Source organism: Pseudoxanthomonas sp. PXM02 (assembly GCF_014851805.1).
Taxonomy (GTDB): Bacteria; Pseudomonadota; Gammaproteobacteria; order Xanthomonadales; family Xanthomonadaceae; genus Pseudoxanthomonas_A.
On the sequence record NZ_JACVAK010000002.1, the window covers coordinates 679,043 to 693,858 of the forward strand.

General features: G+C 66.5%; 12 protein-coding genes. 10 read left to right on the plus strand and 2 right to left on the minus strand.

The features are described from left to right. Positions 1-113: 113 nt before the first annotated feature. The 4 genes from IB225_RS11955 to IB225_RS11970 all read left to right on the plus strand — a co-directional run bounded on the left by IB225_RS11955 (position 114) and on the right by IB225_RS11970 (position 5,901). The gene (locus IB225_RS11955; protein WP_192311450.1) at positions 114-2,651 is read left to right on the plus strand and encodes a TonB-dependent receptor; all 2,538 of its coding nucleotides are present in this window, start codon (positions 114-116) and stop codon (positions 2,649-2,651) included. Positions 2,652-2,738: 87 nt separating this feature from the next. Next, complete coding sequence (locus IB225_RS11960; protein ID WP_192311451.1) at positions 2,739-3,878, plus strand: phytase; 1,140 nt, start codon at positions 2,739-2,741, stop codon at positions 3,876-3,878. Then, positions 3,875-5,254 carry a metallophosphoesterase family protein gene (locus tag IB225_RS11965; protein ID WP_225583712.1) on the plus strand — a complete coding sequence of 460 codons (1,380 nt, stop codon included), beginning with the start codon at positions 3,875-3,877 and terminating at the stop codon, positions 5,252-5,254. Before IB225_RS11960 ends, IB225_RS11965 begins: the two co-directional genes overlap by 4 nt. A gap of 62 nt (positions 5,255-5,316) precedes the next feature. Further along, complete coding sequence (locus IB225_RS11970) at positions 5,317-5,901, plus strand: inorganic diphosphatase (RefSeq protein WP_225583822.1); 585 nt, start codon at positions 5,317-5,319, stop codon at positions 5,899-5,901. Between the two features lie 73 nt (positions 5,902-5,974). Here IB225_RS11970 and IB225_RS11975 read toward each other — a convergent pair whose 3' ends face one another. Then, on the minus strand, positions 5,975-7,471 hold the full coding sequence (locus IB225_RS11975; RefSeq protein ID WP_192311453.1) for an aminotransferase class III-fold pyridoxal phosphate-dependent enzyme: 1,497 nt from the start codon (positions 7,469-7,471) through the stop codon (positions 5,975-5,977). A 119-nt stretch (positions 7,472-7,590) separates the two neighbouring features. On the opposite strand from IB225_RS11975, the gene IB225_RS11980 reads away from it, so the two are divergent. The 6 genes from IB225_RS11980 (at position 7,591) to secF (ending at position 13,728) form a co-directional block, all read left to right on the plus strand. Next, positions 7,591-8,022 (plus strand): Lrp/AsnC family transcriptional regulator, encoded by a 432-nt coding sequence (locus IB225_RS11980; protein WP_192311454.1) that lies wholly within the window; start codon positions 7,591-7,593, stop codon positions 8,020-8,022. Between the two features lie 56 nt (positions 8,023-8,078). Continuing rightward, positions 8,079-9,128, plus strand: coding sequence for a tRNA preQ1(34) S-adenosylmethionine ribosyltransferase-isomerase QueA (gene queA / locus IB225_RS11985; protein ID WP_192311455.1), 1,050 nt, complete (start codon positions 8,079-8,081; stop codon positions 9,126-9,128). Beyond that, entirely contained in the window at positions 9,125-10,264 is a 1,140-nt protein-coding gene (gene tgt / locus IB225_RS11990; RefSeq protein ID WP_192311456.1) for a tRNA guanosine(34) transglycosylase Tgt, read from the plus strand. The genes queA and tgt overlap by 4 nt, the downstream gene beginning before the upstream one ends. Before the next feature lie 150 nt (positions 10,265-10,414). Then, positions 10,415-10,753: a preprotein translocase subunit YajC gene (gene yajC, locus IB225_RS11995; protein WP_192269820.1), complete on the plus strand. Its 339-nt coding sequence runs from the start codon at positions 10,415-10,417 to the stop codon at positions 10,751-10,753. 101 nt (positions 10,754-10,854) lie between these two features. Then, positions 10,855-12,738 carry a protein translocase subunit SecD gene (gene secD, locus IB225_RS12000; protein ID WP_192311457.1) on the plus strand — a complete coding sequence of 628 codons (1,884 nt, stop codon included), beginning with the start codon at positions 10,855-10,857 and terminating at the stop codon, positions 12,736-12,738. Positions 12,739-12,753: 15 nt separating this feature from the next. Then, positions 12,754-13,728 carry a protein translocase subunit SecF gene (secF, locus tag IB225_RS12005; protein ID WP_192311458.1) on the plus strand — a complete coding sequence of 325 codons (975 nt, stop codon included), beginning with the start codon at positions 12,754-12,756 and terminating at the stop codon, positions 13,726-13,728. Between the two features lie 217 nt (positions 13,729-13,945). Here secF and IB225_RS12010 read toward each other — a convergent pair whose 3' ends face one another. Further along, a complete protein-coding gene (locus IB225_RS12010; RefSeq protein WP_056878261.1) occupies positions 13,946-14,767 on the minus strand; it encodes an inositol monophosphatase family protein in 822 nt (273 codons plus the stop codon). Positions 14,768-14,816 lie beyond the last annotated feature (49 nt).

Sequence of the window (14,816 nt, forward strand, 5' to 3'; positions counted from 1 at the left end):
TCGCAGTGTCATCCCCGTGGCAAATGGATGCGGTATCCATGGTGGGTTGTCATGCCAGTGAAAGATCGCGGACATAAGGTCTGCACCCGGTATTCACATCCTCCGGGACCCCCATGTCGTCCAAACATCCGCTCCACGTCGCCGTCGTGCTCGCGCTCGCGGTGGCCAGCCATGCATCGAACGCGCAGGCCCAGTCCGCTTCCGTTTCTTCCCCCGATGGCAGCGCCGATGCCACCACGCTGGATCGCATCGAAGTGCGTCCGCAGCTGGAACAGCAGATGCGCGCGATCGACTTCAAGCGCAGCGCCGACGCGATCCAGGACACGGTGTCGTCCGACGCGATGGGCCAGTATCCCGACAAGAACGTCGGCGAGTCGCTGTCGCGTCTGCCGGGCGTCAGCGTCACCCGTGACCAGGGCGAAGGCCGCTTCGTCGTCGTGCGCGGCCTCGATGCCGCCTTCAACAGCGTCAGCGTCGACGGCGTTGCCATCGGCACGCCGGAAGACTCCAGCCGCGCCGCACCGCTGGACGTCATTCCCTCCGACTCCACCGAGCGCCTGACCGTGGTCAAGGCGCCGACGCCGGACATGCCCGGCGACGCGATTGGCGGTGCCATCGTCGTCGAATCGGCGTCCGCGTTCGACCGCGACGGCCAGAGCATCCGCGCCAAGGCCGAGTTGAGCCATCAGAACCTGAGCGGCGAGACCAGCCCCAAGGCCTCGTTCAACTATAGCGACATCTTCGCCGAAGGCACCTTCGGCGTCGCGCTGGGCCTGAGCTATCAGGACCGTAACTACGAGTCGGACAACATCGAAGTCGAGTACGACAAGGTCGACGAGCGTGATGGCCTGACCCCGATCGAGATCCAGCAGCGCAAGTACAGCATCAACCGTGAGCGCACGGGCGTGAACCTCAACCTCGACTGGCGTCCCAGCGAGGGCAACAGCTACTACCTGCGCACGCTGTACACCGATTTCACCGACGCTGAGACCCGCCAGAACAGCATCATCCCGGTGGGCGAGGGCGACATCACCGTCAACGCCGACGGCACGTATACGGTGGACGGCATCGATCCGGGCGACTTCAGTCGTCGTGTTCGCTTCCGCACCAAGGAAGAAGACACGTTCACGGTCAGTGCTGGTGGTGAGAACCGCTTCGGTGCGGGTTCCATCGTCGACTACAAGCTGGGCTTCACCAAGACGCGCGAGCGTGTGCTGGACGAAGTGGAAGCGCGCTTCGAGTACGACGGTGCCGACGACGTCTCCATCCTGATGGATACCTCGCGCCCGATTCCGCGCTACACGATCAGCGACAGCCCGGCAGGCGGCTGGCTGGACAACGACAACTACGAGTTCAACCGTTTCGTCGTGGCGCCGATCTGGGTGGACGACAAGGAGCACAGCGCGCAGGTCAACTTCACCTTCGCCGGCGACACCGTGACCTGGAAGACTGGCCTGCTGGGTCGCTGGCGTGACCGCGACGTCAACATCGACGAAGCCGAACTGCGCCGTGGTCCGGACCTCAACCTGGGTAGCTGGACCACCGGCTCGCCCAGCTACACGCACGGCAACATGGGCGACGGCATCAGCTCGCGCGCGATGAACCGTTACCTGCGCGACAACCTGTCCCAGTACACCGCGCGCCCGCAGGACGTGGCAGCAAACACCGAGATCTCGCTGATCGAGGACTACACGGCGAGCGAGGACATCCTGGCCGGTTACCTGATGGCGACGATGGACTTCGACAAGCTGCGGATCATCGCCGGCGCGCGCGTCGAGCGCACCGAGTTCGAGGCGACCGGCAACGTGGTCGACCTGGAAGACGAGGAGACCATCGGCTCGATCACCACCCGCGATGTGTCCAGCAGCTACACCAGCGTGCTACCGGGCCTGCACCTGCGTTACGACATGGGCGACTGGGTGCTGCGTGGCGCCTACACGACCACGATCGCGCGCCCGTCGTTCGGCAACATCTCGCCGCGCACCCGCATCAATCGCGATGAGGAAGAAGTCGAGCTGGGCAATCCCGAGCTGGATCCGTACAAGTCGCGCAACTTCGACATCTCGATCGAGCGCTACCTGGGCGAGACCGGCATCGTGTCGGCGGGCCTGTTCTACAAGAACATCGACGACTACATCGTCGACGTGACCACGCGCGACAATCCGGACTATCAGGACTTCGACGTGACCATGCCGGTCAACGGCGACAAGGCCACGGTGTACGGTGCCGAGCTGAACTGGCAGCAGCACTTCGACAACGGCCTGCTGCTCGGTTTCAGCGCCACCTGGCTGGACACCGAGTACGAGATCAACGGTCGTTCCTTCACGCTGCCGAATGCCTCGGACCGTCTCTACAGCGCTCACATCGGCTATGAGAAGGGCGGCCTGAGCACGCGGATCGCCGCGGTGCGCCGCAGCGAGTACATCGATTCGGTCGACAGCGACGACAGCGACTTCGACATCTGGGTGGCCGAGAATACCCAGCTCGATTTCAGCCTGGACTACAAGGTCAGCGACCAGTGGGGCTTCTACTTCGAAGCGTCCAACCTGCTGGACGAGCCGCTGGAGCTGTACCAGGGTTCGCCGTCGAACACGCTGCAGAACGAACTGTACGGCCGCACCTACACGGCCGGCGTCAAGCTGCGCTTCTGACGGACCACTTCGGCCTGCCTACACTGCGTCGGCAGGCCGTCTCCGTTCTCGAGCGCTGTGCAATACCGAACTTTCGAGGAAACAACGATGACCCTGTCCCGCACGCTACTCGCCGCGACCGTGGTCGCTCTGCTTGCCGCCGGTTGTACCGGCAAGCCGGCCGCACCCGCCCCCGATGCCCGCGACGCCGATGAGAAGGCGGCTCCTGCCGCAGCGACCGCCGATACACGCGAGATCCCGGTGATCCAGGAAGCCTTCCTGACGCCGATGACGCCGGCCGACAACATCGACTCGCCGGCATCGTGGACGACGGCCGATGGCGAGCGCTGGCTGATCGCCACCGCGAAAGCGACCGACAAGCTGGTGGTCTACGACGGCCAGACAGGCGCGCACCTGCGTGACGTGGGTACGGCGGGCAAGGGTGCGGGCCAGTTCCAGCGTCCCAACGGTATCGCCGTGGTGGACGACCTGGTGTTCATCGTCGAGCGCGACAATCACCGCGTGCAGGTGCTGTCGCTGCCGGACTTCAACCCGTTGCTGAGTTTTGCTGCCGAGCAGCTGCAGAAGCCGTACGGCCTGTGGGTGAACAAGACCGATGCCGGCTACCAGGTCTACGTCACCGACGCCTACATGGCCGGCGAGGACGCGCAGGGCGAAGACATCCTGCCGCCGCTGGACCAGCTGGACAAGCGCGTCTGGCGCTTCGACGTCGCGCGTGACGGCAATGCGCTCTCCGCGAAAACCGCAGGCAGTTTCGGCGATGCGTCGCCCGAAGGCGCGTTGCGTGTCGTCGAGTCGATCTGGGGCGATGCCGCCAACGATCGCCTGCTGATTGCGGAAGAAGACGAAACCTACGCGAACGAGCTGAAAGTCTACGACCTGGCCGGCAAGTTTGCCGGCAAGACCATCGGTCGCGACGTGTTCAAGGCGCAGTCCGAAGGCATCATGCTGAAGACCTGTGCCGATGGCGCAGGCTGGTGGCTGACGACGGAGCAGGGCAAGGGGCGCACCGTGTTCCATCTGTTCGATCGCAAGACCTTGGCGCACACCGGCGCGGTGACGGGCGCGAAGGTCGCCAACACGGACGGCATCTGGTTGGACGCGTCCGCGTCGGAGCGCTTCCCCGAGGGCGTGCTGTACGCGGTGCATGACGACCAGGGGGTGATGGCGCTGGACTGGCGCGATATCGCCAAGGCGCTGCAGCTGCCGGCGTGCCAGACACCATGAATCCAGGGCGAGTGATGTGGCAGGGCCTGCTGGTCGCGCTGTTGCTGGGGACCTGCGCGGGCGCAAGCGCGCAGGATGCAACGGCGCGCCAGCCCGAGCCGAACACGCGCGTGCCGAAGGGCGTGCAGCGCTATGCGCCGAGCGGATTCCCGGACCGCATCGTGGCGTCGCCGACGCAGGACGCAAGCACCGGCTTCGCCGTGGCGTGGCGCACCGACACAAAGGTCGACGCACCGTTGCTGGAGATCGTCGTCGCAGGCGATTCGCCGGACATGGGCGAGCCGCGCCGTATCGCGGCGACCAGCATGCCGCTGAAGACGGAGAATGGCGCCGCGCACCACCATCGCGCGGAGGTCGACGGCCTGCAGGCGGATACGCTTTATGCGTGGCGCGTGCAGGGCGACCGTACCTGGAGCGCCTGGCACCACACGCGGACGGCAGCGGCGGCGACGTCTCAGTTGACGCTTCTCTACTTTGGCGACACGCAGAACAAGAACGTCAGCCTGACCACGCGCGTCGTGCGTGAGGCGATGCGGCATGCTCCGGATGCGAAGTTGGCGCTGTACGCGGGCGATCTGGTCAGCGGCGGCGATGGCGAGGACGACAACGAGTGGGGCGAGTGGTTCGAGGCGAACGAAGTACTGCCGACCTCGCTGGTCGTCGCGCCGGCACCGGGCAACCACGAGTACTTCGAAGAGTTCGAGGACACCCCGCAGGAGCGTCGCGTGCTCGGTGCGCACTGGCCGGTGACGTTCGCGCTGCCGGGCAACGGCGTGGCGCAGGCAAAGAAGACCACTTACTGGTTCGATTACCAGGACGTGCGCGTGGTGGTGATCGACGGCACGTCGGCGCTGGATCTGGGCACGGCGAAGGCACAGGCGGCATGGCTGGACCAGGCGCTGGGGTCGAATCCGCACCGCTGGAGCATCGTGATGACGCACCAGCCGTTCTTCTCGCCGCGCGAAGGCCGCGACAACGTCGCGCTGCGCAAGCACCTGCTGCCGGTGATCCGCAAGCACAAGGTCGACCTGGTACTGCAGGGCCACGACCACGTGTACGGCCGCTTGAAGAGTCCGCCGCCGGTGTTCGTGGTGTCGGTCACCGGTGCCAAGCAGTACCGGCTGTCGGACGAAGCGCGCAGGACGATGCGTCCGGTCGCGGAGGACACCCAGCTGTTCCAGGTGCTGCGCTTCGATGGGCCGCGCCTGCGCTACGAAGCGCGCACGGCGACGGGGCGGCTGTACGACGCCTTCGAACTGGTCGATGAAGGCGCGGCGGGCAAGCAGCTGGTCGAGCGCGAGGACGGGCGCATCGACGAGCGTACCTGCACCCGCGCCGAAACCCTCAAGGGTCGCGCCGACCGGTGCTGGGAATGATGCAGTCCAACGGTTTTCACAGGAACAAGCCCATGTCCAAGCGTCTTCCCTTGCTGCTCGCGATGGTGCTCGCCACCACGGCGGGTGCCGCGCTCGCTCGCGAAGCCCATATCCGCCACCCGTTCCTCGCCGAGCAACCGAAGGCAGCGCCAGACGAGGTGTTGTTGGCGGTGGAGATCCCCGCCGGCAGCTTCACCAAGTACGAGATCAACGACGAAGGCCTGGTCTACGTGGACCGGTTCCAGTCGATGCCGGTGGCCTATCCGGCCAACTACGGTTCGATGCCGCGCACGCTGGCCGGCGACGGCGATCCGCTGGATGCGCTGGTGCTGACACGCGAGCCGCTGCATCCGGGCGTGCTGGTGAAGTTCCGGCCGATCGGCGTGCTGCGCATGATCGACGCGGGCGAGCATGACGAGAAGATCATCGGCGTGCCGACCGACAAGATCGACCCGACCTACGCCAACATCCGGGATCTGGCCGACCTGCCAGAGATCGAGCGCCAGCGCATCGAAGCGTTCTTCCGTGTCTACAAGGATCTGCCGAAAGGCCGCAACCCGGTAGAGCTCAACGGCTACGGCGATGCGAAGGAAGCGAAGGGATTGATCCGTGAATCGCTGGAGCGCTTCGCGAAGCAGAACCCGTAAACCGGAACGGTCAACCGCGGAAAAGAAAAAGGCGAGCCGAGGCTCGCCTTTTTCGTTGCATCTGCCGTACGGATCAGGCGGCCGCGGCCTGGCTGATACGCGGACCTTCGCGCAGCGCCTTGCCGACCATCGCGACCAGCAGGTCCAGTTCCTCGCTGTCCATCGCGAAGTGCGGGGTGAAGCGCAGCGAGTTGGCGCCGCCGTGGATGACGTTGAGGCCCTGCTGACGCAGCCATTCCTCGGTGGAGCCGGTGCCGTAGCACTTGAAGGCCGGCGACAGCTCGCACGAGAACAGCAGGCCGGTGCCCTGCACGTTGGTGATCAGGCCGCCGAGTTCGCCCTGCAGCTGCTGCAGTTTCTGCACCGCTTCGGCGCCGCGCTTGCGGATGTTCTCGCGCACCTGCGGGGTCAGCTGGGCCAGCGTGGCGCAGGCCACGTCCAGCGCACGCGGATTGGTGGTCATGGTGTTGCCGTACACGCCCTTGCGGTACAGGCCGGCGGCGCGCTCGTTCACCGCCAGCACCGACAGCGGGTACTGCGCGGCGTTCAGCGCCTTGGAGTAGGTCTCCATGTCGGGCGCGTCCAGGCCTTCGAAGCCCGGGTAGTCGACGATCGACAGCACGCCATGCGCGCGCAGGCCGGCCTGGATCGAGTCCACCAGGAACAGGCTGCCGTGGCTGCGGGTCAGTTCGCGCGCGGCGGCGTAGAACGCCGGCGGCACGAAGCGGCCCGGGTCGCCTTCGCCCATCACCGGCTCCAGGAACACGGCTTCGACGAACCAGCCCTTGGTTTCGGCATCGGCAAACGCCTGCTTCAGCGCGTCCACGTCGTACGGCGGGATGGCAATGACCGAATCCTCGCCGCGGTAGCTGGCCAGGTGCTGCTGGTACGACTTGCGCGAGGAATCCGAGTACAGCGCCGGGCGTTCGGTGCGGCCATGGAAGCTGCCCTTCACCACGATGCGCTTGATGGTGCGGCCGGCGTGGCGGCCATCCGGATCGGTCATCAGCTTGCTGTTGATGTCGGCGATGCGCGCGGCCAGGCCGACCGATTCCGAACCGGAATTCAGGCACAGGAACTTCGCGAACGGGCAGCCGCCGCGGGTGTGGCCGATTTCCTTGCGCAGGGCGCGGTCGAAGCGCAGCTGCGACAGGCTGGGGGTCATGATGTTGGCCATCACCTGCGGGCGGGCCATCGCCTCCAGCACGGCCGCGGGGGTGTGGCCGAAGCCCAGCATGCCGTAGCCGCCGGCGTCGTATAGCACCGCACCGTTGAGCGTCACCACCCACGGGCCACGCGCGGCCAGCGCGATGTAAGGGTTGATGGCGTCGTCGGCGTAGAAGTTGACGTAGCCGGCCTGCACGGCGCGCAACTGCTCGGCTTCGTCCAGATCGAACAGTTCGGCGAATTCGTCCTTCAGGCGCGCGTGCTCGGCGGCGGCGGCCTCGATGACGGCGGCCAGGTCCGGGTGGCCCTTGGCCAGGCGTTCGACGGTGGCATCGTCCAGGCCGTGGGTCAGACGCTGGCCCTGGTGGGCGCGCAGCGGGGCGAGGTGGTCGGTCAGGGCCATGGGAATCCTCCGGCGGCAGGCGGCAAACCCGTATTATCGGGAATAATTCGTCATTTGACAGTTGTGAACTGCGCTGATTTAGAGGATATTTCGTCGATTCGACGAAACTCCAGCCGCGCATGAAGCTCACCGACGCCGACCAGCAACTGCTCTCAATGCTCCGTGAGAACGCACGGGCGTCCACCGCCCAGATCGCCCGCCGCCTGAGCCTGTCGCGGACCACGGTGCAGAGCCGGATCGAGCGGCTGGAACGCGAGGGTGTGATCAGCGGCTACACCGTCCGCGTGCACGACGAATACGACCGCAGCCACCTGCGCGCGCACATCATGATCGCGGTGCATCCCAAGCAGATGACCTCGGTGGTGGCGGCGTTGCGTGCGATGCCGGAACTGCGCGTGCTGCATTCGGTCAGCGGCAGCCACGACCTGATCGCCATCGGCGCGGTGCCGAGCGTCGGCGACATGGACGTGCTGACCGACCGCATCGGCGCACTCGACGGCGTGGAGCGCACGACATCCTCGATCGTGCTGTCGACCAAGTTCGAACGCTGACGACGGGACGCTCCGGCGGGCTCCCGTACAATGCACGCCCCCGCAAGGCCCCGACCGTGAAGAAGTCCGACTTCCATTTCGACCTGCCCGAGGCGCTGATCGCCCAGGCGCCGCTGCCGGAGCGTTCCGCCAGCCGCTTGCTGGTGGTGCCGCCGGGCGATGTGCCGTTCGCCGATCGCCACGTGCGCGATCTGCCGGAATGGCTGCAGCCGGGCGACCTGCTGGTGTTCAACGACACCCGGGTGATCCCGGCGCGTCTGTTCGGGCAGAAGGAAAGCGGCGGCCGCGTGGAAATCCTGATCGAGCGCCTGCTGCCGGAAAACGCGGCGCGTGCGCAGGTCGGTGCCAGCAAGTCACCGAAGCCCGGCAGCCGCATCCAACTGGATGCAGGTGGCGAGGCGGAAGTGATCGGGCGCGATGGCGAGTTCTACCAGCTCCGTTTCCATGTGCCGGGCGCGCTGGAAAGCTGGCTCCAGAAGGCCGGCCGCCTTCCGTTGCCGCCGTACATCCAGCGGGCACCGGGGCAGGACGACGACGAGCGCTACCAGACGGTGTTCGCACGCGAGCTGGGTGCGGTGGCGGCGCCGACCGCAGGCCTGCACTTCGACGATGCCCTGCTGGCGACCCTGCGCGAGCGTGGCGTGGAATTCGGCCACGTGACGTTGCACGTCGGTGCGGGCACCTTCCAGCCGATGCGTGTGGACAACATCCACGAGCACCACATGCACAGCGAATGGCTCAACGTCGGGCCGGCACTGGTCGAGCAGGTGCGCGCGACACGCGCCCGTGGCGGCCGTGTCATCGCAGTGGGCACCACCGTCGTGCGCGCGCTGGAGTCCGCGACACACCGTACGGAAGCTGGCGACGCCGAGCTGCATCCGTTCGCCGGCGAGACGCAGATCTTTATCTTCCCCGGCTACCGCATCCGCAGCGTGGACGCGATGGTCACCAACTTCCATCTGCCGGAAAGCACGCTGCTGATGCTGGTCAGCGCGTTCGCCGGCCGGGCGCGGGTGTTCGACGCCTACGCCCACGCGGTGCGCGAGCAGTACCGCTTCTTTTCCTACGGAGACGCGATGCTCCTGTTCCCGGAAGCCGCTGCATGAGCCGCATGTCCTTCGATCTGCTGACCACCGACGGCGCTGCCCGGCGCGGCCGGTTGACGTTCCCGCGCGGCACCATCGAGACGCCGGCGTTCATGCCGGTGGGCACCTACGGCTCGGTGAAGGGCATCCTGCCGGAGCATGTCGAGGATCTCGGCGCCGAGATCATCCTCGGCAACACCTTCCATCTCTATCTGCGGCCGGGCCTGGACGTGATTGGCGCGCATGGCGGGCTGCATGGCTTCGCCCGCTGGAACAAGCCGATCCTCACCGACTCCGGCGGCTTCCAGGTGTTCTCGCTGGCGCACCGGCGCAAGATCACCGAGCAGGGCGTGACGTTCGCTTCGCCGGTGGACGGCAGCAAGGTCTTCCTCGGGCCCGAGGAGAGCATGCGGATCCAGAAAGTGCTGGACAGCGACATCGTGATGATCTTCGACGAGTGCCCGCCAGTGAACATCGACGGCAAGCCGGTGGATCCGCGTGTGATCGAACGCTCGATGGAGCTGTCGCTGCGCTGGGCCGAGCGATCCAAGCGTGCCCATGAGGATAACGACGCGGCGCTGTTCGGCATCGTGCAGGGCGGTGTGCACCACGACCTGCGCACGCGGTCCGCGGACGGGTTGAAGGCGATCGGCTTCGATGGCTACGCGATCGGCGGCCTGGCGGTCGGCGAGACCGAGCAGGAGCGCAACACGACGCTGGAGCACACCTGTCCACAGTTGCCGGCGGACCAGCCGCGTTACCTGATGGGCGTCGGCCGGCCGGAGGACCTGGTGGAGGCGGTCGCGCGCGGCGTAGACATGTTCGACTGCGTGATGCCGACCCGCAACGCGCGCAACGGCCACTACTTCACCTCGTTCGGCACGGTCCGCATCCGCAATTCGAAGTACGAGCACGATCTGCAGCCGATCGAGCCGGGCTGCGGCTGCTACGCCTGCCGCAACGGCTTCACCCGCAGCTACCTGCGCCACCTGGACCGCTGCAACGAGATGCTGGCGCCGATGCTCGGCACCCTGCACAACCTCTGGTACTACCAGCAGGTGATGGCGCAGATGCGGGCGGCCATCGCGGAAGGGCGGTTCGAAGCCTTCCGGGCGGGCTTCTACGCGGCCCGCGGAGCCGAGCCACCGGCCGCCTGAGCCGGCAGCCTGCCTGCTTCCGCCGTCAGCCGGGGAACCATCCGGCGCTGGCGCGGTCTTTTCCGGTCCGGGCCGATGGGGTGGCCCGGACGGGGCTTCCCGACGCGTGGCATAATCCCCGGCTGCTTTTCATACTGAATGGACAAGTCCATGAATCTGCTTGATTTCTTCGTTGCCCCCGTACTCGCCCAGGCCGCACCGGCCCAGCAGGGCATGGGCGGCTTCGGCCTGCTGATGCCGATCGCCCTGATCGCCATCATGTACTTCCTGATGATCCGCCCGCAGATGAAGCGCGCCAAGGAGCACCGCTCCATGCTGGACAAGCTGTCCAAGGGCGATGAAGTCATCACCTCGGGCGGCATCGCCGGCACCGTCACCGACATCGGCGACAACTTCGTCACCCTGGAAGTGGCCGACAACGTGCGCGTGCGCGTGCAGAAGGCCGCCGTGGGCAACGTGCTGCCGAAGGGCACGCTGAAGTCCGCCTGATCCGTTTCCCGCGTCCCGTCGCCCGAGCGTCGGGACGCATCCCGCTGTTTCCGAACCACTGCTGAGCGCATGCCCGGGACGGGCCTGCGCAGGTCACCACGATGCTTGAATTCCCTCGCTGGAAATACGCCCTGATCCTGATCGTCGTGTTGGCGAGCGCGTTGTACGCGCTGCCCAACCTGTACCCGCAGGATCCTTCCGTGCAGATCACCGCCAACCGTGGCTTCGCCATCGACACCGCCCTGCGTGGCCGCGTCGATGCGGCGCTGAAGGACGCGGGCGTGCAGGCCAAGGAGATCGATACCGAAGCCGCCAGCATGCTGGTGCGCCTGCCCAGCCTGGAAGCGCAGACGACGGCCAACGACGCCCTGCGCAAGGCGCTCGGCGAGGACTACCTGGTCGCGCTGAACCTTGCGTCCACCGTGCCGGACTGGATGGGCAACTTCGGTGCCCGCCCGATGGTGCAGGGCCTGGACCTGCAGGGCGGCGTGCATTTCGTGCTGCAGGTCGACCAGAAGGCCGCGCTGGACAAGCGCGTCGAGGGCTACCTGGAAGACACCCGCGTCACCCTGCGTGACAAGCGCATCCGCTACACCGCCGTCGAGCGGCGCCCGAACAACAGCATCGTGGTGACGCTGGCCGATGGCGAGGACGTGGCCGCGGCCCAGCAGGCGCTGGCGCAGACGCTGAGCTCGCGCGGCAACAATGCCAGCACGCTGGCGACCGGCTCCGGCCTGACCTACCAGGCGAACGGCCAGCAGATCACCATCGGCCTGCCGCAGGCGGAGCTGGAGCAGATCGCCAGCGAAGCCATCGAGCAGAACCTGACCACGCTGCGCAACCGCATCAACGAGATCGGCGTGGCCGAGCCCATCATCCAGCGCCAGGGCAACGACCGCGTGGTCGTGCAGCTGCCCGGCGTGCAGGACACCGCTGAAGCCAAGCGTTTGATCGGCGCGACCGCCACGCTGGAATTCCGCGCGCTGGTGGAAGGCAACGCCGCCGACGCCGTCGCCAGCGGTCGCATCCCGCCGGAAGCCAAGGTCTTCCAGCTGCGCGACAACGGCGGGCCCGTGCTGCTTAACAAGCGCGTGCTGGCCTCGGGCGACGAGATGGTCAACGCCCGTGTCGGCCAGGACAACAACGGCCTGCCGGCGGTCGACGTGACCCTCAACAACATCGCCGGCCAGCGCATGTTCGATTACACCAGCGCCAACGTCGGCAAGATGATGTCGGTGGTGTACATCGAGCGCGTGCCGACCGTGACCATCGTCGACGGCAAGGAAGTGCGCAGCGTGCGCGTGCGTGAGGAAGCGCTGTCGCCGACCCGCATCGCCGGCGTGTTCGGCAAGAACTTCCAGACCACGGGCCTGGAAAAGACCGAAGCCGAGAACCTGGCCAAGCTGCTGCGTGCCGGTTCGCTGGCCGCACCGATGGACTTCATCGAAGAGCGCGTGGTCGGCCCCAGCCTGGGTGCCGAGAACGTCGCCCGCGGCACGAAGGCGGTGGTGTACTCCTTCATCTTCGCGCTGGCGTTCTTCCTGGTGTACTACCGCATGTTTGGCCTGATCACCTGCGTGGCGCTGCTGCTCAACCTGGTGATGGTGGTGGCGGTGATGTCGCTGTTCGGTGCAACGATGACGCTGCCCGGCTTCGCCGGCCTGGCGCTGACCATCGGTATGTCGGTCGACGCCAACGTGCTGATCAACGAGCGCATACGCGAAGAGCTGCGCGCGGGGGTACCGCCACAGGCGGCCATCGCGACCGGTTACGACAAGGCGTCGGGCACCATCTTCGACTCCAACATGACCGCACTGCTGGCCGGCGTGGCGCTGTACGCCTTCGGTACCGGCCCGCTGAAGGGCTTCGCGGTGACGATGGTCATCGGCATCCTGACCTCCGTCTTCACCGCGGTCACCGTTTCGCGCGGTATCGCCACCCTGATCTACGGCGGCCGCCGCAAGATCAAGTCCATCGCCATCTGACGGGACACCGACATCATGAGCCTTTTCCCGTTGCGGCTGATTCCGCACACCACCAACTTCAACTTCATGCGCGTGCGCTGGGTGTCGATCGGCATCGCGGCCCTGCTGGCCATCGCCGCGATCGGCGCCATCGCATTCAAGAGCTTCAACTTCGCGCTCGACTTCACCGGCGGCACGGTGGTGGAGCTGCGCTTCCAGACCCCGCCCAACGTGGATGACGTGCGTGAGCGCCTGGAAGCCGGCGGCTATGGCAGTGCGCAGGTGCAGACCTTCGGCACCGGCAGCGACCTGCTGGTGCGCCTGCAGCCCCGCGAGGACGCCGGCACGGCGGCCGGCGCCGAGGCCAGCAACCGCACGGCGTCGGACGTGCTGCGCTTGGCATCCACCGAGGGCAACACCGCGACGGTGATGCGCAGCGAGTTCGTCGGCCCGCAGGTCGGCAAGGAGCTCGCGCTCAATGGCCTGTACACACTGCTGTTCGTGGTGGTCGGCTTCCTGATCTACATCGCCGTGCGCTTCGAGTGGAAGTTCGCCGTCTCGGCCATCGTCACCACCCTGGCGGACGTGCTGATCGTGGCGGGCTTCTTCGCCGCCAGCGGCATCGAGTTCGACCTGACCATCCTGGCCGGCCTGCTGTCGGTGATGGGCTTCTCGATCAACGACAAGATCGTGGTGTTCGACCGCGTGCGCGAGAACTTCCGCAACCTGCGCGCCGAGCCGATGGAGATCCTGAACCGCTCGATCAACCAGACGCTGTCGCGCACGATCATCACCTCGTTCGTCGCGTTCCTGACCGTGTTCGCCCTGTACCTGTACGGCGGCGGCTCGCTGGAAGGCATGGCGCTGTCGCAGATGATCGGCATCGTGCTGGGTACCGTGTCCTCGATCTTCGTGGCCTGCCCGCTGCTGACGCTGGGCTTCCTGACGGTCACCAAGCAGGACCTGATGCCGAAGGCGAAGGACGAGGCGGCGCTGGCGCGTCGCCCCTGATCCTCGGCAACAAGGGAACGAAAAAGGCCACGCAATGCGTGGCCTTTTTTGTTGGCGTCGAGATGTGTGGTGTGGGAGCGACGTAAGTCGCGATCATCGATCCACAAATCCGAAGGGATATCCGATAGGGCGGGGCCTTGTTCCGGCATTCCTGCCGGACAGGGATGGCTTCTTCGCGACTTACGTCGCTCCCACACCTGCTACCGAGGCGGGGCCCTCAACCGTTGAAAGAAGCGGCGTAACCCGACGAGACGATGGTCTTCTGCAACGCTTCGGCGACCTTGAGGTTGCCGGCGACGATCTGGCGGGGCAGGGCGGTGCGGCCGTCGATCTTGCCGAGCGCGGCGCCGCGGAAATCGCAGACCTTGCCACCGGCTTCGCGCACGAGCAACACGCCGGCGGCGATGTCCCAGTCCTTCACGCCGGCCTCGAAATAGGCGTCCGAGCGGCCGCAGGCCACGTAGGCCAGGTCCAGCGCGGCCGAACCGGTACGGCGGATGTCTTCGGCATGGACCAGCAGTTCGCGGACGCATTCAAGCTGCGCACCAGCGCGGGCGCGTTCGCGCGGCGGGAAGCCGGTGGTGATCACGGTGCCGGCCAGTTCCTTGCGGTCGGCCACGCGGATGCGGCGCTCGTTGAGCTGCGCGCCGGCGCCACGGCTGGCGGTGAACAGGTCGTTGCGCAGGGGGTCGAAGATCACCGCGTCGGTCGGTTCGCCGTTGTCGACCAGCGCGATCGATACGCAATAGTGCGGGAAGCCGCGCAGGTAGTTGCTGGTGCCGTCCAGCGGATCGATCACGAAGGTATAGCGGCCGTTGATCTGGGCACCGCTCTCCTCGCCCACGAACCCGTAGTCCGGGTAGGCGCGGCGCAGCTCCTTGATGATGACCTTCTCGGCGTCGGCGTCGACTTCGCTGGCGTAGTCCATCCGTTCCTTCTGCACTACGTTCAGCGCGTCCAGCTTGTTGATGCTCCGCAACAACACGTTACCTGCGAGGCGGGCTGCCTTGGTCATGACGGTGACGACGGGCTTTTGCATGCGAACGGACCTCGGACAGGCGTGGGGCGGGCGAACAAGTGGAAAAGAG

What these genes read in the sequence shown, in the direction of transcription:
- secF (WP_192311458.1), top strand. Translation starts at nt 12,754, where the DNA reads ATGAGCCTTTTCCCGTTGCGGCTGATTCCGCACACCACCAACTTCAAC.
- IB225_RS11955 (WP_192311450.1), top strand. Translation starts at nt 114, where the DNA reads ATGTCGTCCAAACATCCGCTCCACGTCGCCGTCGTGCTCGCGCTCGCG.
- IB225_RS11965 (WP_225583712.1), top strand. Translation starts at nt 3,875, where the DNA reads ATGAATCCAGGGCGAGTGATGTGGCAGGGCCTGCTGGTCGCGCTGTTG.
- tgt (WP_192311456.1), top strand. Translation starts at nt 9,125, where the DNA reads ATGAGCCGCATGTCCTTCGATCTGCTGACCACCGACGGCGCTGCCCGG.
- IB225_RS11980 (WP_192311454.1), top strand. Translation starts at nt 7,591, where the DNA reads ATGAAGCTCACCGACGCCGACCAGCAACTGCTCTCAATGCTCCGTGAG.
- IB225_RS11975 (WP_192311453.1), bottom strand. Translation starts at nt 7,471, where the DNA reads ATGGCCCTGACCGACCACCTCGCCCCGCTGCGCGCCCACCAGGGCCAG.
- IB225_RS11960 (WP_192311451.1), top strand. Translation starts at nt 2,739, where the DNA reads ATGACCCTGTCCCGCACGCTACTCGCCGCGACCGTGGTCGCTCTGCTT.
- IB225_RS11970 (WP_225583822.1), top strand. Translation starts at nt 5,317, where the DNA reads ATGGTGCTCGCCACCACGGCGGGTGCCGCGCTCGCTCGCGAAGCCCAT.
- yajC (WP_192269820.1), top strand. Translation starts at nt 10,415, where the DNA reads ATGAATCTGCTTGATTTCTTCGTTGCCCCCGTACTCGCCCAGGCCGCA.
- IB225_RS12010 (WP_056878261.1), bottom strand. Translation starts at nt 14,767, where the DNA reads ATGCAAAAGCCCGTCGTCACCGTCATGACCAAGGCAGCCCGCCTCGCA.
- secD (WP_192311457.1), top strand. Translation starts at nt 10,855, where the DNA reads ATGCTTGAATTCCCTCGCTGGAAATACGCCCTGATCCTGATCGTCGTG.